Below are 20,072 nucleotides of genomic sequence, written 5' to 3' on the forward strand. Positions count from 1 at the left end.
CACAGGCAGAAAGCGGCGGCCCGCCAGCAGGCTGTGGCTGGGCGAAATTATTTCTGCCAATAGGTTTTTACATTGACGAATTCGTACAGGCCGAATTCGGACAATTCCCGGCCATAGCCAGAAGCCTTTACACCACCAAATGGCAAGCGCAAATCAGAGCTGGTATGGCGGTTGATGAACACACTGCCCACTTCCAGCTGCCGCGCCAGCTCCCAGCCGTGGGCGGTATCGGCGGTGTAGATGGAGGCTCCCAGGCCAAACGGCGTGTCATTGGCCAGCCGGATGGCATCGGCCTCATCGTGTGCACGGAGGATGCTGGCTACCGGGCCGAATACTTCTTCGTGATAGACACGACAGCCGGCATGGACGTGATCCAGCACGGTGGCGGGATAGAAAAAGCCGGGTGCAGGGGGAAGTTGGCCGCCCAGCAGCAGATTGGCTCCCTGATGACAGGCATCCATTACCTGTGCATGCAGGGCTTCGCGCAAGTCAGCCCGGGTCAGCGGGGACAGTGTGGTGGCGGGGTGGCGCGGGTCGCCAGGGCGCAGTGCGCTGGCAGCGGCGACAAAGGCGGTCACAAATTGCTCCGCGATTTCCGGCACCACAATCATGCGTTTGGCGGCATTGCAACTTTGCCCGGCATCGCGAAAGCGCGAGTTGACGGCATCTTGCGCCGCGGCCTCGACATCGGCATCGGCCAGCACAATGAAGGGATTGCTGCCGCCCAGTTCCAGCACCGTTTTTTTCAGATGCTTGCCGGCCAGACTGGCAATGATGCGCCCGGTATGGGTGGAACCGGTAAAGGCCACGGCATCGCTGCGCCGGATAGCCTCTTCAACCAGTTCGTGATCTATCCAGGCAATATCCAGACAATCCAGCCCGGCGGCGTGTACCAGTTCCAGCAATAACTGTGTGCATTGCGGAACCGAGGGAGCCGGTTTGACCAGACAGGTGTTACCTGCCATCAAGGCGGGGACAGCAAAGCGCAGTAACTGCCAGATCGGATAATTCCACGGCATCACGGCCAGCACACAGCCCAAGGGCTCAAATGCCACGCCGCTCTGGCTGGCTTGGGTCGGAATGGTTTGTGGTGCCAGCAAGCCAGGTGCCAGCTCTGCGTAATAGCGAATCAACTGGGCCGATTTGTCGATTTCCGCCAGACACTCTGCCGTGCGCTTGCCCACCTCCAGCGTAACCAGCCCAGCCAGTTGTTCGCGGTGTGCTTCCAGCTGGGTGGCCAGGTGCAATAGCTGTTCGGCACGTTGCGCCACCGGGAGCGAGGCCCAGCGTGATTGGGCAGCTTTCAGGCGATCCAGGGTATGGTCGAGTTGGTCCCGGCTCCAGCCCGGACGGGTAAACACCACTTCTGCAGTGGCAGGGTTACAGCTGGTAAAGGCATTCATGGCCGGCAGGCAAAGGAATCAGCAAGAGCAGGGACTGTAACAAATCGTCCTGGCTTGTGACAGGGTTTTGTCATGTTGCCGTGTTGCTTGTCGGGCAGCGCAAGCAGGTAGGGGGATGGTCGAGGCAGCATGCTCCCTGACAAAAAAAGGCCCCGTGGTGACGGGGCCGAATCTTTCAGGTGAGTGCATGGGTCAATCAAAAGAGACTTGCAGATTGAAACACCTCTTGCAATCGCGCAGCTTGTACAAGCACATGACTGCAATTGGTCTGGCGATTCTAACCAGCTGCTGGTGCAATGTTTACTGGCTTTTAGGCGGTATCTGCCATCTTGCCTGATGCTCATGTCACACCAGCAACCGAGGTCAGTCCAAGCTGCAAGCCAATCACGATGGCGTGAGTCCGGTTGTTGGCGTTGAGCTTGCGGATGATATTGGCAACATGGAATTTCACCGTACGCTCGCTGATGCCCAGAATGGTGGCAATTTCCCAGTTGGTCTTGCCATGGCTCATCCAGTGGAAAATGTCGAACTCGCGCTGGGACAGTGGCATGGTGGCAGGTGCTGCCGGGGCCAGATTGGCAACCCGGCCTGCGGCCTGCCGCAAATGTAGCAGCAGGGCATTCAGCATTTCCGTCAGTTGGCTGTCCTTGCCGATTTCACTGCCAGAAACCGACAGCACGCACACCAGGTTCTGGCGCTCGGACAGTGCACTGAAGCTGACGCCATTACCCATGCCAATGGAGCTCAGTTCCTGAATGAACTGTTTTTCCTGTTGTCCCTTGGCGCGAGAAAACTTGTCCGCCCAGTGGATGGGCCCCTGGCCCATGACCGAGCGCAAGATGGGGTCGCAACTGATGTAGTTTTGATCCATGTAATGCGATACCCAGTCTTCCGGAAAGCTGACGTTGACTACCTTTTCCACCCGCTGCAGCTGCTGGTGCTGGTTGATGCGGCCCAGGGTGATCACCATGTGCTTGGTGGGCAGTTGTGTCTGCAAATGGTCCAGATAGAGTTTGAATTCGCTCTCGGTTTCTATCTGTCCTGCATCGTGTATCCATTCCAGCAGGGTTTTCTGGCTGGATGGGGTCAGGTTGGCCGGTAGTGGCTGCGTGAACGGAAGCTTGCTATGCATGATGACGTGACCTTCATTTTCGGGTGGTCAGGACGGTGGTCCGCTTGTAACGTTCCAGCGTTAATCATCAAGAGGTGGCTCCGTGAGACCGTGCCTGGCTCCATTGTGATGGTTGCTGGTTGATCTGGAGTGTATTAAGCACTTGGCAAGTGAAACCAGTAGGCAGGATGCCAAGTAGAGCGATCGGCATGCTGAATAAGTAATTTCTCTGTACTTACTGGGATTTGGCAGAAATTTCTGGCTGTTTTGAACGGATTTTCTGGCAATTCAAACGATTCCTGCATGGATTGCAGCGTCTCTTTCCTTGCTGCTCGTGCTCGAGATGTGGATGCAACTCGCTGTGCTCTTGATCAAAAGCATGGCGAGTGAATGGCTGAGGGGTGCAAGATGCCACAACGAGTCATGTACATGAACTCGGCCAGCACAGCGCGTCGATGGACGCACTGTTTGTAAAGTCTTGATCACAAGATTGTTGCCAAGCCTGTTTTCCCTGCTATCACTTGATGGATACGCTTGGAAATTTGACCAGAAATAATGTGTTTATTTTTGAAAGTGAAGGTCGATTCTGCTGTGCCTGGACGGGCAGACAGAAGCTGTATGTGAAATTTGAAACAAAATACTGGCATTTCAGCGCGTAAAGGAAACTCAAACTTCATTATTCACTGGAACTGGTGTACGCTTTTTAAAGAAGAACTACTTAATAATGAAGCTGGCAAATCATGTGGCTGGGGCGGGGATGATCTTCATCAAAGCAGCCATGTGGGTTCAATGCCGCTCAGGGAACGTTTCTGCTATGGATACTTTAAAAGCTTTGATGGTCTTCATGACCACCGCCGAGAACGGCAGTTTCTCGGATGCTGCAAGAAAACTCGGAGTATCGCCGGCGGCTATCAGTCAAAGCATTGCCCGACTGGAGCAGGAGCTGGAGGTGCGTCTGTTTAACCGGACCACCAGGCAGTTGACACTGACCGAGGATGGGCGTCGTTTTTACGCCCAGTGCCGCGGGCCTGTGAACAATCTGGATTCGGCCATCAACCAGCTCAAAGCCAGTCGTGACGAGCCGGCCGGCCATCTGCGCGTGAGCATGCCCAACTCTTTTGGACGTCGTTTCATTCTCCCCATCATGGGCGAATTTTGCGAACGCTATCCCAAGGTCAGGGTGTTTTTTGGCCTGGACGACCACTTCAGCGATTTGATCGAAGATGGTTATGATGTCGGCGTGCGGATCGGCATGATGCCGGACAGTCGCATGGTGGCGCGCAACCTGGCGCAGATTCCGCAGTATGTGGTGGCTTCGCCTGAGTACTGGGACAAGCATGGTCGCCCGGAAACCACGGAAGAATTGAGCAATCACGATTGCATCAACTTCCAGTTTCCAACCTCCGGCCGTCTGTACAAGTGGGAATTCGACCGTCGCGGCGAACGCATTCCGCTGGAAGTGACGGGTACGTATACCCTGAACGAGATGGAAGCCGTGTGCGAGCTGGCCCGTCTGGGCATGGGTGTGGCACAGCTGCCGGGGCACGAGGTGGTGCACCTGATCCGCAGTGGTGAGCTGGAGCCGGTGCTGACCGATGTGGTGTCGCTGGAACGTTCCATTTACATCTGCTTCCCGCATCGCGACCACATTGCGCCGCGTACCCGTGTGTTTGTCGATTTCGTGGTGGAAAAACTGGCGGATCACCCGGATATCATGGCCGATCTGCCGGGGCTGGATTTGTCCGCCAAGCGCAAGGCAGCGGCGCAGCTCATGGGCTGATGCCCCGAGTCTGTTTGCTAATAAACAAAGCCCGGCCTGTGCCGGGCTTTCTGCTTGTTGACAAACCTTCTCTCGCTTTCTGCAAAGAAAGCGGGGCTCCCTTGCAGGGCAAGGGCGGGGGAAAAGGGGAATAGATGGGAAGGCTGTGGATGCAAGCAGTAAGTCGGGAGACCCGGCTTTGCCGGGGCCAGTACAAGAGCACCAAATAACTTTGTCAGCAGCCTGAAGGCCCGGCCTGTGCCGGGCTTTTTGCTGTTTGTCTGTCAGGCCCGTCTACACGGCCATGAAGCGTTGCAGCGGTGTGGCGCTCCAGTCCACGCTGTCCAGCAGATTCTTCACGATCAGCCCCAGCTCGGTATCACCTTCAATCACCAGTTTGCGATTGAAGAACAGGGTGTCCGGGTCTTCTTCGCGCAGCATCATGCGGGCAAAGTCGGCCAGGTTGGCGGCCAGGTGCAGGTCGGGCACCGTCGTGTTGTTACCCACGCTGAAGTGATCATCGTCTGCAACAAAGTGCAGCCGCATGTCGGCATCCAGAATGTGGACTTCAAAGCTGTGTCCCGATAACAAGCTCATGTCTACCTGCAGAATCTCACGCTTCTTCAGTTGATTCAGGGTAGTGACCAGTGCCCAGCAGGGCGGCGTGCTGGGCAGCTTGCCCAAGATATTGGCCAGCGTTGTCGGCAGGGTCAGGTCAGGAATGTGCATGGCGGGGTTCTCCTATGGCGCTAATGCCGGCACTACCGCGCCAGTAACCGTCAACCAGCAGGCTGTCGGAATACGGGCTGAGGTCTACATGGTTTGCATTGCGTGATGCGATGGCGTCAACAGCCTGCTGGTAGCCCTGTACCACCTGGGCGGTATGTTGCCATTGCGGGCTGATGCGCAGGGCAGTGATGCCCATGGCGCTGATGTCGGCCAGGTGGGGTAGCAGGGATTGGCAGCCATCCGACATGGTCTGGATGCCGTTGATGGTGAGGAAGGCTTGCTGCTCGCGTGTGTTCAGGCGCAGGCCGTCCGGGTGCTCCATGCAGCGGAACTGGCAGTCGTCCTTCGACAGGTTGTAATGCCGGGCGGTAAAGCAGCGGGCGGACAGTGCCAATGGCAGCTTGCCCCAGGCAAACAGCTCGGTTTCGATTTGCACGCCATTGAAGGCGGCTTGGCCCAGTACGGCAGACAGGGTGTCGCGGTCCATTTCCACCGGTGGAATCCAGCGCCGCGCCCCCAGTGAGCGGATCAAGGCCAGGGTGTCGGCGTTGTAGATGTTGAGGTGATGGCCGGCAACGAAGGGCCTGCCTTGTTGCTGTGCCAGCCGGGCTGCGCCCAGATCATTGGCTTCCAGCTGCAGTTCGTCGTTTTCCACCAGTTTGCGCAGGCGGCGCAAGTCGGATTCGCTTTCGATCAGCGCCTGGCTGGACAGCACCACCTGGTGGCCATTCTGGGCCAGTTCCTGCCCCAGGCTGATCCAGTCCTGGCCGCGCAATTGCTGGCGGCGCGAACAGACGGCCTCACCCAGATAGATGGTTTCCAGCGGCCAGTCAGCCGCTTCGCTATAAAAGCGCAGGATATCGTCGCGGGACCAGTAAAACAGCACCGGGCCCAGTGTCAGTTGCAATTTTTTCATATCAGGCCTGCTTGTGAGGCCGGCATGGCAGCGTGCCTGCCGACGCACGGTATGTCATTTCCAGGGCCGGTTGTAGGCACCCAGTGTCTGCTGCTGGCCTTCCGCCAGCTTGGACAGGGCCTGGGTCCAGGCCGGTTTGACGGCAAAGCGCTGCTTGTCGCGACCGGCGGCATCCAGTGCTTCGCGCAGGGTGCGGGTGACCTGGGCCACGTAAGCCGGGCTGCGCTGGCGGCCTTCCACCTTGATGGCGGCCACACCGATGTCGATGATCTGCGGCAGCATGCTCATCACGTTCAGGCTGGTGGGTTCTTCCAGTGCGTAGTAGGTGTCGCCTTCCACTTCAAAGCGCCCTTTGCACAAGGTGGGGTAGCCCGCCGCTTCGCCCTGCTGGTATTCGTCAATCAGAATGCCGTTGAGCCTTGCCCCCAGTGCTTGCTGGCCATGTTCCCAGCGAACGAATTTGGCCGGGGAACACACGCCATGACTGTTGGGCGATTCACCGGTGGCATAACTGGACAGCAGGCAGCGGCCTTCCACCATCACGCACAGGCTGCCAAAACCGAATACCTCGATTTCCACATTGGTGTGGTCGATCACCTGCTTGACCTGGTCCAGCGTCAGCACGCGCGGCAGCACGGCGCGGCGGATGTCGAACATGTCCTGCGCCAGGTTGATGGCTTCGTAATTGGTGGCCGAGCTTTGCACCGACATGTGCAGGCGCAGGTCCGGGTAGCGGTCGCGTGCGTATTTCATCAGGCCGATGTCAGCCAGGATGATGGCGTCCACGCCCAGTGCCGCACCTTCGTCGATGGCGCGGTGCCAGCGGCTGATATCGCCGCCCTGGGCATAGGTGTTGATGGCCAGCAGCACCTTGCGGCCATGCTGGTGTGCGTAGTGGATGCCGTCGCGGGCGGTGCGGTCGTCAAAATTCAGCCCGGCAAAGTTACGGGCGTTGGTGTCGTTTTTCAGGCCGAGGTAGACGGTGTCGGCACCGTTATCCACGGCTGCCTTGAGGGCAGGCAGGCTGCCCGCCGGACAAACCAGCTCCGGCAGGGGGCGTGTGGCAGGCATGATGGCAAAATGTCGGCAATTGAAACCGCCAGACATTAGCAGAGCGTTGCAGCGCGGGACTTGTTCTGGGTCAAGCGGCTGGATAGGGAGTGGGGGCGGTGCTGGCCGCCCCTTAGCCGGGTAGCCGGGTCAGAACGGCAGCACCAGCTTGGTCTTGGCCACCAGCACGATATACGCCACCACCAGCAGCGCACAGAGCAGGGCAATACTGCGAATCTGCTTGCTGCGTCCGCGCTTCAGGGCGATGGTGCCCAGCGCTACATAAGCCAGCAGACCGGCTATCTTGGCCAGCAGCCATGGCGTTTGCAGCAGCGGCCAGCCACCCAGCACCACCAGCGTGATGCCCAGCGCGAGCAGCGCGGTATCAATCACGTGCGGCAGAATGCGCAGCAGCTTGCTGGCCAGGATGTGCTGTTTGTCGGCCAGCATCAGCCCGCCACGCAGAGCGAACAGGGTGATGGTGAGATAGGCCATGCCCATGTGGGCGTGTTTGAGAATCTGGTAAGTGTTCATGCCTGCGTCTGCCATTTATGCCTTATGCATCGGGTGATGAGAGCCAAAGGCTGATGGTACACTGAAGCCTTCGTTTCATCTGCGTTCCTGACCATGCTTTTTCTTTATCAGTCCAATCGTCTGGAGCAATTGGGCCAGCTTTATGCCGCCATGTTGCAGGCACAGCCGCTGAGCGACCCGTTTGCCGCCGAAACGGTGATCGTGCAAAGCCGGGGCATGGGACGCTGGATGACGCTGGACTTGGCGCAGCAATGCGGCATTGCCGCCAATACCGACTTTGTCTTGCCCGCTGCCTTTGCCTGGCGGCTGATGCAAAAAGCCATCCCCGGCTTGCCGCGCAAGTCATCGTTCAGCCCGGAAGTACTGAGCTGGCGCCTGATGGCGCTGCTGCCCACCCTGCACGGCGAGGTGTTCGCCCCCTTGCAGCGCTATGCCGCCGGTGGCGAGGCCGCCGCCTTCGAGCTGGCCGGCAAGGTGGCCGATATTTTTGACCAGTATCTGGTGTTCCGACCGGACTGGATCCGTGCCTGGGAAGCAGGGGAACGGCTGGATCTGGGCGATGACGAAGCCTGGCAGGCTGCGCTGTGGCAGCAACTGGCCGCGCAGGACCCTGGCCGTCACCGTGTACGCATGCTGGACGAGTTCTTTGCTGCCTTGCGGCCGGAGCACCTGCCAGAGCGCATCACCCTGTTCGGCATTGCCAGCCTGGCGCCGATGTATCTGGCGCTGATCAAGCGGCTGTCCGAGTTGACCGATGTCTGCCTGTTCACCCTCAACCCCTGCGAAGCCTACTGGGGCGATATTGTCGATAACCGGCGCAAGCTCAAGCTGCGGGAGAAAGGCGATCTGTTCGCCACCGAAGGCCACCCGCTGCTGGCTTCGCTGGGCAAGCAGGGCCGTGACTTTTTCGAGCTGATTGCCGCTGATGCCGAGCTGGACGCCCGGCCCTTGTTTGCCCAGCCAATCGGTGACAGCCTGCTGGCCCGCTTGCAGCGCGACATCCTGCAATTGCAGATGCCGGGCGAGGATGGCCAATGGCTGGCGGCGGATGACGGCTCGGTGGAACTGCATGCCACCCACGGCCCCATGCGCGAACTGGAAGTGCTGAAAGACCGCCTGCTGGCCATGCTGGCGGAAGACCCCTCGCTTAGCAGCGCCGACATTGCCGTGCTGACGCCGGATATCAACAGCTATGCACCGTATATCGACGCGGTGTTTGGCAAGCGCGACGACGCCCCCAGCCTGCCCTATGCCATTGCCGACCGGCAGGTGGAGCGGGAAGAGCCCTTGCTGGCCGCCATTGGCACACTGTTGCAATTGCTGGATTCGCGCTTTACCGCCGACCAGGTGCTGGCCTTGCTGGACAGCCCGGCCTTGCTGCAACGCTTCGGCCTGCAGGCCGAAGACCTGCCTTTCATTCAGGACTGGGTAAGGCAAAGCGGCATCCGCTGGGGACGGGATGCCGCGCACAAGGCGGCGCTGGGCCTGCCGGCCGACCCGCTGTTTACCTGGCGCTGGGGGCTGGACCGCCTGCTGCTGGGTAGCATCCTGCCACCGGCCATGGCCGGGGATGACAGCGGCCTGTTTGCCGACTTGCTGCCGCAGGGCGGCGCGGGTGGACAGCTGGCCGAGGTGCTGGCCCGCTTTGCCAATTGCTATGCCGTGCTGGATGAATTGGCTGGCAGCTGGGCCACACCGGCCAATGCCGCCGACTGGGCGGTGCGTTTGCTGGAAGGCATAGACCGGCTGTTTGCCGTGGATGACGAAGGCGAAGCCGCGCTGGGCGTGGTGCGCGATGCCCTGCAGGAACTGGTGGACGACGCTGCCATGGCTGGTTTCACCCAGGCCTTCAGCCTGCCGGTATTGCGCGACTGGCTGCAACGCAAGCTCACCATGGCCTCGCCGCTGGGCTTCCTGTCCGGCGGCGTCACCTTCTGCGCCATGGTGCCGATGCGTTCCATCCCCTTCAAGGTGCTGTGCCTGATCGGCATGAATGACGGCGCTTATCCGCGTGACGAGCGCCCGGTCAGCTTCGACCTGGTGGCGCGCCATCCGCGCCGTGGCGACCGTTCGCGCCGTTTTGACGACCGCTACCTGTTTCTGGAAGCCATCCTTTCAGCCCGTCAGCGGCTGTATCTGTCTTATGTCGGCCTGTCTGCCCGCAATAACGAGCCACTACCGCCCTCGGCGCTGATTGCCGAACTGCTGGACTGCTTCAAGGCCATGTGTGGCGAGACGGCTGCCGCAAAACTGCTGGTGCGTCATCCCTTGCAGCCGTTTTCGCCGCGTTGCTACGACGGCCAGGCTGTGCAGCTGGCCAGCTTCGACCCCAGCTACGCAGCCGCGCTGGCGGCACCGCCCGCCCAGCCGCAGCCCTTTGCCTGCGTGCTGCCCCCCTTGCAGTCCGCTGCGGTGGTTCACGTCAATGACTTCATCCGCTTCTGGAAGAACCCGCCACGCGCCTGGCTGGCCGAGCGCTTGTCCATCCGCTTGCAAGGTCAGGAAGAAGAACTGCCGGTGCGTGAACCCTTCAGTGTGGACCGCGATGCCAGCCGCACCATGCGCACGCAATTGGTCCAGCGCATGCTGGCAGGCAAAGCGGTGGCACCGGTCCGCCAGCGGCTGGTGGGCGCAGGCTTGTTGCCACCGGCTCAACTGGGCCAGGCCTGGCTGAACAGCGAAACCGCCAGCGCGGCGCGGCTGGCGCATCGCCTGCCTGCGGTGTTGACCGAAGCCACATTGCCGCCGCTTCCAATCAGCCTCACCCTGCATGGCACCACGCTGGCAGGCGAACTGGGCGGGCTGCGCCCGGAAGGGCAAATCAGGCTGGTGATTGGCAAGATGAATGCCGCTGAGCGGCTGGAATGGTGGCTGACTCACCTGCTGCTGTGCGCCACCCGTCCGGCAGGGATTGCCTGCCAGTCCGTGCTGTACGACGACACCGGTCATTATCGGCTGGACGACGAGCCGGACGCCGCCACGTTGCTGGAAGCCTGGGTGGTGCGCTGGCAGCAAGGCCAGCAGCAGCCTTTGCCGTTTTTTGGCCGCACCAGCTGGGCCTATGCCGAGCAGTTGTTCAAGCAGGACGACGCTCCGCAGCTGGCGCTGGACAAGGCACTGGACAAGTGGGACCCCAGCTTTGTCGGGGACTTTGCCGCTCCGCAATGTGAAGAACCGGTCAACCGGCTGGTGTTTCGTCATCAGGACCCATTGGCCGATCCGCTGTTTGCCCAACTGGCAGAAACCTTATTGTGCCCACTGGTGGCCAAGCTGGAGGGTCAGGCATGAGTCTGCAAGTACTGGATGCCTTCAACTGCCCGCTGGCAGGCGTCAACCTGATTGAAGCCTCGGCGGGCACGGGCAAGACCTGGACCATCGCCGCGCTTTACCTGCGCTTGCTGCTGGAAGACGTGGACGGTGAAGCGCCGCCGGGCATCGACAGCCTGCTGGTGGTGACCTATACCAAGGCCGCCACGGCTGAGTTGCGCGAACGTCTGCGTCAGCAGCTGCGCGATTTTCTGGACGTGCTGCAGGGCGAGCCGACGGACAACCCCTTCTTGCAGGCACTGGCGGGCCGTTTTGTGCCGGGTAGCGCGCGGGAGCTGGCGGTGCAGCGCTTGCAGGCGGCCATCAGCGGCTTTGATGCCGCTGCCATCTACACCATTCACGGTTTCTGCCAGCGGGTACTGACTGACGCCGCTTTTGAAAGCGGACAAACCTTTGCTGCGGAACTGGTCAGCGATGACGACCGCCTGCTGGTGGAAGTGGTGGACGACTTCTGGCGCCAGCGGGTGGTGACCAGTCCCTTGCTGTCGCAGGTGCTGGCTGAGGCAGGGGAAACGCCCGATGGCTGGCTGGCGGAAATCCGCCCCTGGCTGGCCAAGCCCTATTTGCAGCTGGTACGGCCTGCGGCAGAGGGCTTGCAGCAGGCTTTGCAGCAGGTGGAACAATACTGGCATACGCTGGCCGCCGACCCGGCCACCATCCAGTCCGGGTTTGATCTCTTGCTGGCAACGGCAGGTTTCAAGGCCACCAGCCACAGCCCGGCCCAGCTGGAACGCAGCATGGACGAGCTGCAACAGTGGCTGGCCGAACCGGACAGCCTGCCCATTATCGGCAAGGACGCGCTCAAACAGCTCACCCGGCTGACCCCGGCCGCGCTGGCCAAGGGCATGAAGAAAGGCTTTGTCGCACCGGAACATGCATTGTTCCAGCGCATTGGCGACTGGCTGGAGGCCTGGGACGGCTATCTCGCTCAGCTGCAATTGTCGCTGGCCGGCCTCAAGCTGGCGCTGATTGACTGGGTCAACCAGGAGCTGGCGCGCCGTCGCAGTCAGCAGCGGGTACGCAGCTTTGACGACTTGCTCACCGAGCTGGGCGACGCGTTGACCGACCCGGTGGGCGGTGCGCAACTAGCCGCAGCGGTGGCCCGTAGCTTCCGCGTGGCGCTGATTGATGAATTCCAGGACACCGACCCCATCCAGTACGACATCTTCCATCGCTGTTTCGCCGTGCAGCAGCGGCCGCTGTTTCTGGTGGGCGACCCCAAGCAGGCCATTTACAGCTTCCGTGGGGCGGACATCTTTGCCTATCTGGATGCACGAGAGGATGCTCCTGCCACCCAGCAATACTCGCTGGATACCAACCGCCGTTCCGACGAGCCGCTGGTGCACACCGTCAACCAGTTGTTCAGCCGCACGCGGCCGTTTTTGCTGGATGAAATTGCCTACCAGCCGGTACATGCTGCGCCCAGTTCCGGTGCGGTACTGGAAGTGGACGATGACGACGCCGCATTTACCGTGCTGTGGCAGGCGCCGGAAACCGACAAGCCGCTGAACAAGGACAGTGCCGCCCGCGCCAGCGCGCAGGGCTGCGCCCATGAAATTGCCCGCCTGTTGACCCTGGCCGGGCAAGACCGTGCCGCCATCATCAAGAACGCGCAGCGCCGTTCGCTGCGTGGCGGCGATATTGCCGTGCTGGTGTCCACCCACCGGCAGGGCGACCAGATGCGTCAGGCATTGGCCGAACGTGGCGTGCCCAGCGTGGCACTCACTCAGGAAAGTGTATTTGCCAGCCGGGAAGCCGGTGAGATGCTGGCCCTGCTGCGCGCCTGGGCCGAACCGGCCAGCGAAAGCCGCTTGCGTGCAGCACTGGTCACCGAGCTGTACGGGCTGAATGCCAGCCAGTTGTTGGCCGATGTGGAAGACGAAGCCCGTTGGGAAGCGAGGCTACTGGCCAATGCGGCAGATCATCAGCGCTGGCTGGAGCATGGCTTCATGCGCGCCTGGCGGCAGTTCATGGCGCGCGAGCAGCTGGCCCTGCGCCTGCTGCCCTTGCCCGATGGCGAGCGACGGCTGACTAATTTGTCCCATCTGGCCGAGCTGCTGCAAAGCGAAACCGACCGCCGTCATGGCATGGCCCCCTTGCTGGCCTGGCTGGAGGGCAGGGTAGCCAGCCCGCCAGGTGGCGAAGAAGCCATGCTGCGGCTGGAAAGTGATGCCGCACTGGTGAAAATTGTCACCATCCATACATCAAAGGGCCTGCAATACCCGGTGGTGTTCTGCCCTTATCTGTGGGATGGCGCGCTGGAGCGGCGCAATACCAGCTTCTGGCGCTACCGTGCCGATGAACGCGCCATGCTGGCACCGGATGTACTGGCCGATGCCGCCGTGCGCCAGCAAGCCGCCAGTGAAATGTTGGCCGAAAAACTGCGCCTGCTGTACGTGGCGCTGACCCGTGCCCAGCATAGGCAATACATAGCCTGGGGCTGGGTGAAAGACATGCACACTGCTGCGCTGTCCTGGCTGCTGCATGCCCAGGAATGCCCTGATTTGCCTGCGTTACGCGATGTGGAATTCAGCGCCGGACAGCTCGCCAGCCAACTGGTGCAATGGCAGCAAGCCTTGCCACAGGCCATGACACTGCGTGGGCTGGAGCAGGGGCTCAACCCCTTGCCTCTGGCGCAAGACAGCCGGCAGGACTATAGTGCGCGCCTGTTCGAGCGGACGGTTTACAGCCCGTGGCGCGTTGCCAGCTTTACCTCGCTCACCCATGGAAAGGCCAGCAAGGCTACCGAGCGGCCTGACCACGACAGCAGCCCGCAGCAGCTTGTGCCGCTGCAAGAGGATGGCTTGCCGCCGGACAGCCCGTTTGCTTTTCCACGCGGCGCACGCGCCGGTACCTGCCTGCATGCCATGTTTGAAAACATCGACTTCGGCATGACGGATGACCAATTGCAGGTCCCGGTGGCCGAGCAGTTACGCCGCCATGGTTTTGCCGAAGCATGGCAGCCAGCTGCCATGCAGTTGCTGCGCCAGACGCTGGATGCCGAACTCGACCCCGGTGTGTGCTTGGCGCAGGTGCCTGCCGGACAAAAGCTGGTGGAAATGGAATTCACCCTGCCGGTGCGGCAACTGGATGTAGCCGCCTTGCGTACAGTACTGGCTGACCCTGCGCATGGACTGGCCCAGCCGCTACGCCAAGCGGCGCTTACGCTGGATTTCCACAGCGTACGTGGTTATCTCAAGGGTTTCATCGACCTGGTGTTTGCCGTGGATGGCCGCTTTTATCTGGTGGATTACAAGTCCAACCACCTTGGTAATCAGCCGGACAACTATGCTCCGGCGCAACTGGTGCAGTCGGTAGCTCAGGAACATTACTATTTGCAGTACCTGATTTACTGTGTGGCGCTGCGCCGCTATTTCAGTGCCCGCCAGCTGGATTTTGCCCACTGCTTTGCCGGTGTGCGTTATCTCTATTTGCGCGGTCTTGGGCAGCCTGGCATGGGGGTGTGGCGCGACCAGCCCTCCGCCAGCCTGCTGGCCACGCTGGATGACTTGCTACGTTGACGGGAATGGGCATTGCCTTGCCATTGGCATGGAGTAGACTGCTAAACATCAGCCCGGCCGCACAAGGCGGGCAAGCACAAAGGCTGCAAGGCGGCCCGGGAGACAGGAATGTTTGAATCGGCAGAAATCGGCCATGCCATCGACAAGGACAGTTATCGTCAACAGGTTCCGGTACTGCGCGAAGCGCTGCTGGATGTGCAGTACGACCTGAAGGAAAAAGCGGATTTTCCGGTGTTGATCCTGATTCACGGCTTTGACGGCGCAGGCCGTGGCGAAACCATGAACCTGATCAACGAATGGCTGGACCCACGGCTGATCGACACCGTGGCCTTCTCCACCGCCAACGACGAAGAGCGCGCCCGCCCGTGGATGTGGCGCTACTGGCAAAAGCTGCCGGCCAAGGGGCGTATCGGCATGTTTTTTGGCTCGTATTATTCCGATGCCCTGTTCGACCGGGTGTACGAGCAGATCGACCACGACGCCTTCGACCGCGAAATTTTCGACATCATGCGGCTGGAACGCATGATCAGCCAGGATGGCGCGCTGATCCTGAAATTCTGGTTCCATCTGACCAAGGACAAGCAGCGCAAGCGCCTGAAAGAACTGGAAAAGGACCCGGCCACCCGCTGGCGGGTGACAGCGGATGACAAGGCCAATATGGAGCGCTACGACACCATACGCAAATATGGTGAGCACATGATCCGCCTGACCAATACCGCCTACGCGCCGTGGATTGTGGTGGATGGCGAAGACGCCAATTTCCGCAGCCTGACCGTGGGGCAGACCATTCTCAAGGCCATCCGCAACCGCATGAGCCAGAATGGTCATGTGGTGGACGCCTCCGAAGCACCGCCCTTGCTGGCCCCGATTGACGACAAGGTGATTCTGGATACGCTCAAGCTGGACCAGGACATGGACAAGGCCACCTACAAGAAGCGGCTGGCCGAACTGCAAGGCAGGCTTAACAGCCTCACCCGTGACGAACGCTTTCGCAATCATTCGCTGGTACTGGCCTTTGAAGGTAATGATGCCGCCGGCAAGGGCGGCACCATCCGTCGCATTACCCAGGCGCTGGATGCCCGCAGCTACCGGGTGATTCCGGTGGCAGCCCCCACCGAGGAAGAGCGGGTCAAACCCTGGTTGTGGCGCTTCTGGCGCCGGGTGCCGGGCAAGGGTGGCATCACCATCTTCGACCGTACCTGGTATGGCCGCGTGCTGGTGGAACGGGTGGAAGGCTTTGCCCGCGAGCCGGACTGGATGCGTGCCTATTACGAAATAAACGACTTCGAGCACCAGCTGTGCGAAAACGGAGCCATCGTGCTCAAGTTCTGGCTGGCCATCAGCAATGAAGAACAGATGGCCCGCTTCAAGCTGCGCGAAGAAACCGGCTTCAAGCGTTTCAAGATTACCGAGGAAGACTGGCGCAACCGTGAAAAATGGGATGCCTACAAACTGGCAGTCAGCGATATGGTGGACCGCACCAGCACCAGCAAGGTGCCGTGGACGCTGGTGGAAGCCAACAACAAATACTACGCCCGCATCAAGGTGCTCAGCACCATTTGCAATGCGCTGGAGGCCAGGCTGGGTGCGTAGTGTCCTGTTGCTGCTGTGTTGCCTGCTGTTGATGCCGGTGCAGGCGGCCGAAGTCAATTTACGGGCCGGGGTGGCGGTGGATAATGCCGGCCCTTACAACTTCACGCCGGACAGTCCGATGGCCGGGGTGTACCGTGAGGCGCTGGAGCACATCGGCAAGCTCAGCGGTGTGCGTTTTGACATCGAATACTATCCGGCCCTGCGCATCGAGCAGTTATTCGAGGTTGGCAGGCTGGACGTTGAGGTCGGGGTCAATCCCGCCTGGCGCAGCATGTCGCCGGTGGGCGGCTTTTATACCCAGCCCATTGGCAGCCTGGAATTCCTGCTATGCAGCCGCGCGGGCAGTAACCGGGTGCGCAATCTGGAAGAACTGCGTGGCCAGCGTATCGGCCTGTTACAAGGGCAGCCACTGGTCAGCTTCGCTCCCGATCTGCAGCGCTATGGCATACGCTATGAAATGTCCCAGGGCGAGAACGAGGCACTGAGCAAGCTGCGCCTGGGGCGCTTGCAGGCGCTGGTACTGGAAAAACGCCAGATCGAGCGCATGAACATGATTCCCGAAGAACTGCGTTGCGAGCCGGGTGGTGTGATCGTTGTGCAGCCGGTGATGCTGCGCATTCACCCGCAATACCGTCAGTGGCTGCCAGCCCTTAATCGCGCTATCGCCCAACTGCAGGCCAGTGGCAGGCTCAAGGCCATTTTCCAGAAACCACGCGGATGAGCACTGTTCTCGATATGCCCCCCGAGTCGCAACTGGCGACGCAATTACGCCAGTTGTTCCTGCGGCTGGACCCGGCACTGGATGACAGCGTACTGGCCCTGCTGGGCGAGCTGGCTGCCGCCAACCAGAGCGGGCACGTTTGCCTGCCCATTGGTCACCGCCCGGAGCGACACCGCCTGCATAAGTCGCCGCTGCTGGGCGAGCCGGGCAGTTATGCGCCCTTGATTCTGGATGCCGCCTGCCGCTTGTACTTTGCCCATCACTGGTTTGACGAACAGTGCCTGGCCCGGCAGCTGGCCCGCCTGGCCGCTACGCCGCTGCCACAGGATGCCGGTGTTGTCGGTCAGGTACTGGACCAGCTGTTTCCTGCCAGCCAGAACGCAGGCCCGGACCGGCAAAAGCAGGCGGCGGCACTGGCGGCACGCCAGCGTCTGCTGGTGGTGTCTGGCGGCCCCGGCACTGGAAAAACCACCACCGTGGTGCGTTTGCTGGCGATGCTGGCCATGCTGGCGGAACGCCCGTTGGTGATGGCCATGGCCGCCCCAACCGGCAAGGCAGCCGCCCGCATGAGCGAGTCGGTGCGTAACGCCCGTGACACGCTGCCGGTGGACGATGCCATTCGTCAGCAACTGCCGCTACAGGCAGAAACCCTGCATCGTCTGCTGGGTTTGCGGCCAGGCAGCGCCCAAGCGCGTTTTCATGCCGCCCAGCCCTTGCCGCTGGATGTGCTGGTGGTGGATGAAGCCTCGATGATCGACCTGGGCATGATGGCGCGCCTGCTGGATGCGCTGCCGTCACAGGCCAGGCTGATATTGCTGGGAGACCGCGACCAACTTGCCTCGGTGGACGCCGGTGCCGTATTGGGCGACCTGTGCACGCAGGTGGCCTACCGGCCTGCTACGCGTGACTGGTTGCAACAAGCCGGAGCCGGGGCGCTGCCCCCGGACGAAGGGGCGAGTGGCCTGCTAGCAGACAGCGTGGTACTGCTCACCCATAGCCACCGCTTCCGTGCCGACTCGGGTATCGGCACGCTGGCTGCGCTGGTCAACCAGGGCGATGCCCAGGCGGCCTGGACCTTGCTGCAAGCCGGGCAGTACCCTGACATTGCCGCGCTATCCCAGCTGGACGATGCTGCGCTATGGCAGCAACGCCAACCGTATCTGGATGCCATTGCGACAGGTCAGCCACTGGCGCAGGTACAGGCCGCGTTTTCACAGTTCATGCTGCTGGCCGCCCAGCGCAATCAGGTCGCACTGGTTAACCAGCGCATGGAACACTTGCTGGAGCAGCAAGGCCGCAAACAGGCCGGGCGTGACTGGTATGCCGGTCGGCCGGTGATGATTACCGCCAATGACTACGGTATCGGTCTGTTCAATGGCGATATCGGCTTTGCGGTGGAGCGCGCCCAGGGCCTGCGCGTGGCGTTTCCGGCGGCAGATGGCAGCTGGCGCGAATTTGCGCCAGGGCGCTTGCCGCAGCACGAAACGGTATTTGCCATGACTGTCCACAAAAGCCAGGGTTCGGAATTTGACACGGTCTGGCTGCAATTACCTGTCAGCCCGGGGCCCTTGCTCAACCGCGCCCTGGTGTACACCGCCATTACCCGTGCCCGGCACCGGTTTGCAGTCAGCGGCGACGCAGAAACCTGGTTGCAAGGGGTGAGGTTGGCACCGGTACGGCATTCCGGCCTCGCGGATCTGTTACTTAACGAATGACGATGATTTTCTGCAACACTTCCAAATGGAATATTCAGTTTTCGCCTACAACATGCTGAAAAAGTTGGGCAAATCCGGTTTTGCATCCTATGATGGCGCCTTCCCGCAATAGGCAGTCTGTTCGGAGTCATCATGCAAGTGGATGGAGTCCTGGGGTATCTGGCCAAGATTACCCGTTTCGATCGCAGTGCATTCACCCCGCTGTTTATCGCAGGCCAGCACATGGGCTGTGTCAACCAAGTCTGGCTGGCGCGACTGCTGGAAAGCGAAGCGGCGTTGTTCCGCCAGCAAGCAGATGGTTTGCACTGCACGGTAGAGGGCGATTACGCCGCCATCAGCCATCAGCTGGACCAAGCCGCCCGGCGCTGGCAAGCTGCGGGCTGGCTCAATGGCTGGCGCAATGAAAACTTCACCGCCTTCCTGCCCGATGCCACCGCCTTGTTCGAACTGGAACGTGCCGCCTTCCGCCCGCTGGGCCTCACCAGCCGCGCCGTACACCTGAATGGCCTGACCCGGCTGCCTGATGGCGAAGTACGCATGTGGCTGGGCCGTCGCAGTCCGGACAAGGCAGTAGACCCCAACCGCATGGACAATATGATGGGTGGCGGTATTGCTGCCGGAGAGTCCATCGAACTGGCGCTGGAACGTGAAGGCTGGGAAGAGGCCGGCATCCCGGCAGACAAGCTGGAACTGTTGCCGCAAACCGGTGTGATGCTGGCAGAACGCCCGGTGCAGCGTGGTTTGCATCGCGAGTGGCTGCATGTTTACGACCTTTGGCTGTCCGGCAAGGAAGAGCCTTGCAATCAGGATGGCGAAGTGGCCGAGCATGTCTGTGTATCGCTGGTCGAGGTAGAGGATTTGCTGGTAGCCGAGCGTTTCATGATTGATGCCGCCCTGGTCGCCATCGACTGTCTGCTACGCTTGCAATATTGGGGTCCGCATAATCAGCAGGTGGCAGATGCCATGGCCGACCTGCGCTTCCAGCCTGGCTTCGCCGAACACGCTGCGCGTTGACAGCGGGCATTGCCAGTGCATGTCATAGCCGGCCGTTAGGCCGGCTTTTTCTTGCCCGCTTCACGATAAGCGGACCGTTCTGGCATCATGTCGTGATAATCGCAATAATTCCATTGCTAACCGCATAAACTGGAGTACATGATGTACCGATTGCGCCTGATTTCGCGTGAATTCGGCGTGGATGACACCGGGCCGTGGCATTCTACGCACGAGCAGGCACGCAAGGCTGCCAAGCTGATGTATCTCTTGTACAAGGGCAAGATTAGGGTGGAAATCCACCGGGTAGTGGACCTGCGAACCCGCAAAATGGAAAAAGTGGAAGATCTGCAATGATCCGGCTGGCAAAAATGCTGGCCAACTCCGTGCTCCTCAGACCTTGCATCGGCTAATACATATCGACTGGCATGGAAAGCCAATTTCTTGTCTTTACTGTGTTTTCAGTCTTTCTTTAAATCGCTTTGCCTCCTCTCGTCTACGTCTACTAGTCCTAAGTATTACTTAGTATTTTTGAGAAAATTCCCCAATACTGTTCAGAAGTAGTTTGCTAGAAAAAGACAAGCGCCAACGTACCCTCTGGCTGGGTGGTATTGGCTCATGCATTCGATGGTGTCTGCCACACCCTGCCTGGCTTGCCATGCTTCTGGAAGAGTGACCGGAGGCCGGCACATCGAATACTGAA

14 protein-coding genes are annotated in these 20,072 nt (G+C 60.6%); 8 read left to right on the forward strand and 6 right to left on the reverse strand.

Annotated features, from left to right (window positions below):
* Window positions 1-47: 47 nt before the first annotated feature.
* Window positions 48-1,403 carry an NAD-dependent succinate-semialdehyde dehydrogenase gene (locus HWX34_RS09795; RefSeq protein ID WP_178972074.1) on the reverse strand — a complete coding sequence of 452 codons (1,356 nt, stop codon included), beginning with the start codon at window positions 1,401-1,403 and terminating at the stop codon, window positions 48-50.
* A gap of 340 nt (window positions 1,404-1,743) precedes the next feature.
* Window positions 1,744-2,535: a LuxR family transcriptional regulator gene (locus tag HWX34_RS09800; protein ID WP_178972075.1), complete on the reverse strand. Its 792-nt coding sequence runs from the start codon at window positions 2,533-2,535 to the stop codon at window positions 1,744-1,746.
* A 793-nt stretch (window positions 2,536-3,328) separates the two neighbouring features.
* On the opposite strand from HWX34_RS09800, the gene HWX34_RS09805 reads away from it, so the two are divergent.
* Window positions 3,329-4,294: a LysR family transcriptional regulator gene (locus HWX34_RS09805; RefSeq protein WP_178972076.1), complete on the forward strand. Its 966-nt coding sequence runs from the start codon at window positions 3,329-3,331 to the stop codon at window positions 4,292-4,294.
* 273 nt (window positions 4,295-4,567) lie between these two features.
* Here HWX34_RS09805 and HWX34_RS09810 read toward each other — a convergent pair whose 3' ends face one another.
* The 4 genes from HWX34_RS09810 to HWX34_RS09825 all read right to left on the reverse strand — a co-directional run bounded on the left by HWX34_RS09810 (window position 4,568) and on the right by HWX34_RS09825 (window position 7,502).
* Window positions 4,568-5,002 (reverse strand): SCP2 domain-containing protein, encoded by a 435-nt coding sequence (locus HWX34_RS09810; RefSeq protein ID WP_178972077.1) that lies wholly within the window; start codon window positions 5,000-5,002, stop codon window positions 4,568-4,570.
* The gene (locus HWX34_RS09815) at window positions 4,989-5,918 is read right to left on the reverse strand and encodes a U32 family peptidase (protein ID WP_178972078.1); all 930 of its coding nucleotides are present in this window, start codon (window positions 5,916-5,918) and stop codon (window positions 4,989-4,991) included. Before HWX34_RS09815 ends, HWX34_RS09810 begins: the two co-directional genes overlap by 14 nt.
* Before the next feature lie 54 nt (window positions 5,919-5,972).
* On the reverse strand, window positions 5,973-6,989 hold the full coding sequence (locus HWX34_RS09820; protein ID WP_178972079.1) for a peptidase U32 family protein: 1,017 nt from the start codon (window positions 6,987-6,989) through the stop codon (window positions 5,973-5,975).
* A 129-nt stretch (window positions 6,990-7,118) separates the two neighbouring features.
* Window positions 7,119-7,502 (reverse strand): SirB2 family protein, encoded by a 384-nt coding sequence (locus HWX34_RS09825; protein WP_178972080.1) that lies wholly within the window; start codon window positions 7,500-7,502, stop codon window positions 7,119-7,121.
* Window positions 7,503-7,595: 93 nt separating this feature from the next.
* Here HWX34_RS09825 and recC point away from each other — a divergent pair, with 93 nt between their 5' ends.
* The 7 genes from recC (at window position 7,596) to HWX34_RS09860 (ending at window position 19,726) form a co-directional block, all read left to right on the forward strand.
* The gene (gene recC, locus HWX34_RS09830; RefSeq protein WP_178972081.1) at window positions 7,596-10,790 is read left to right on the forward strand and encodes an exodeoxyribonuclease V subunit gamma; all 3,195 of its coding nucleotides are present in this window, start codon (window positions 7,596-7,598) and stop codon (window positions 10,788-10,790) included.
* Window positions 10,787-14,350, forward strand: a complete 3,564-nt coding sequence (gene recB, locus HWX34_RS09835) for an exodeoxyribonuclease V subunit beta (protein WP_178972082.1) — start codon at window positions 10,787-10,789, stop codon at window positions 14,348-14,350. The genes recC and recB overlap by 4 nt, the downstream gene beginning before the upstream one ends.
* 108 nt (window positions 14,351-14,458) lie before the next feature.
* The gene (gene pap / locus HWX34_RS09840; protein ID WP_178972083.1) at window positions 14,459-15,943 is read left to right on the forward strand and encodes a polyphosphate:AMP phosphotransferase; all 1,485 of its coding nucleotides are present in this window, start codon (window positions 14,459-14,461) and stop codon (window positions 15,941-15,943) included.
* Window positions 15,915-16,664 carry an ABC transporter substrate-binding protein gene (locus HWX34_RS09845; RefSeq protein WP_178972084.1) on the forward strand — a complete coding sequence of 250 codons (750 nt, stop codon included), beginning with the start codon at window positions 15,915-15,917 and terminating at the stop codon, window positions 16,662-16,664. Before pap ends, HWX34_RS09845 begins: the two co-directional genes overlap by 29 nt.
* Window positions 16,661-18,379, forward strand: a complete 1,719-nt coding sequence (gene recD, locus HWX34_RS09850) for an exodeoxyribonuclease V subunit alpha (RefSeq protein ID WP_178972085.1) — start codon at window positions 16,661-16,663, stop codon at window positions 18,377-18,379. Before HWX34_RS09845 ends, recD begins: the two co-directional genes overlap by 4 nt.
* A gap of 132 nt (window positions 18,380-18,511) precedes the next feature.
* Window positions 18,512-19,393, forward strand: a complete 882-nt coding sequence (locus HWX34_RS09855) for a DUF4743 domain-containing protein (protein WP_178972086.1) — start codon at window positions 18,512-18,514, stop codon at window positions 19,391-19,393.
* A gap of 138 nt (window positions 19,394-19,531) precedes the next feature.
* Window positions 19,532-19,726, forward strand: coding sequence for a hypothetical protein (locus HWX34_RS09860; protein ID WP_062788859.1), 195 nt, complete (start codon window positions 19,532-19,534; stop codon window positions 19,724-19,726).
* Window positions 19,727-20,072 lie beyond the last annotated feature (346 nt).

Origin of the sequence: Aquitalea sp. LB_tupeE (assembly GCF_013391415.1) — a bacterium.
Lineage (GTDB): Bacteria > Pseudomonadota > Gammaproteobacteria > Burkholderiales > Chromobacteriaceae > Aquitalea.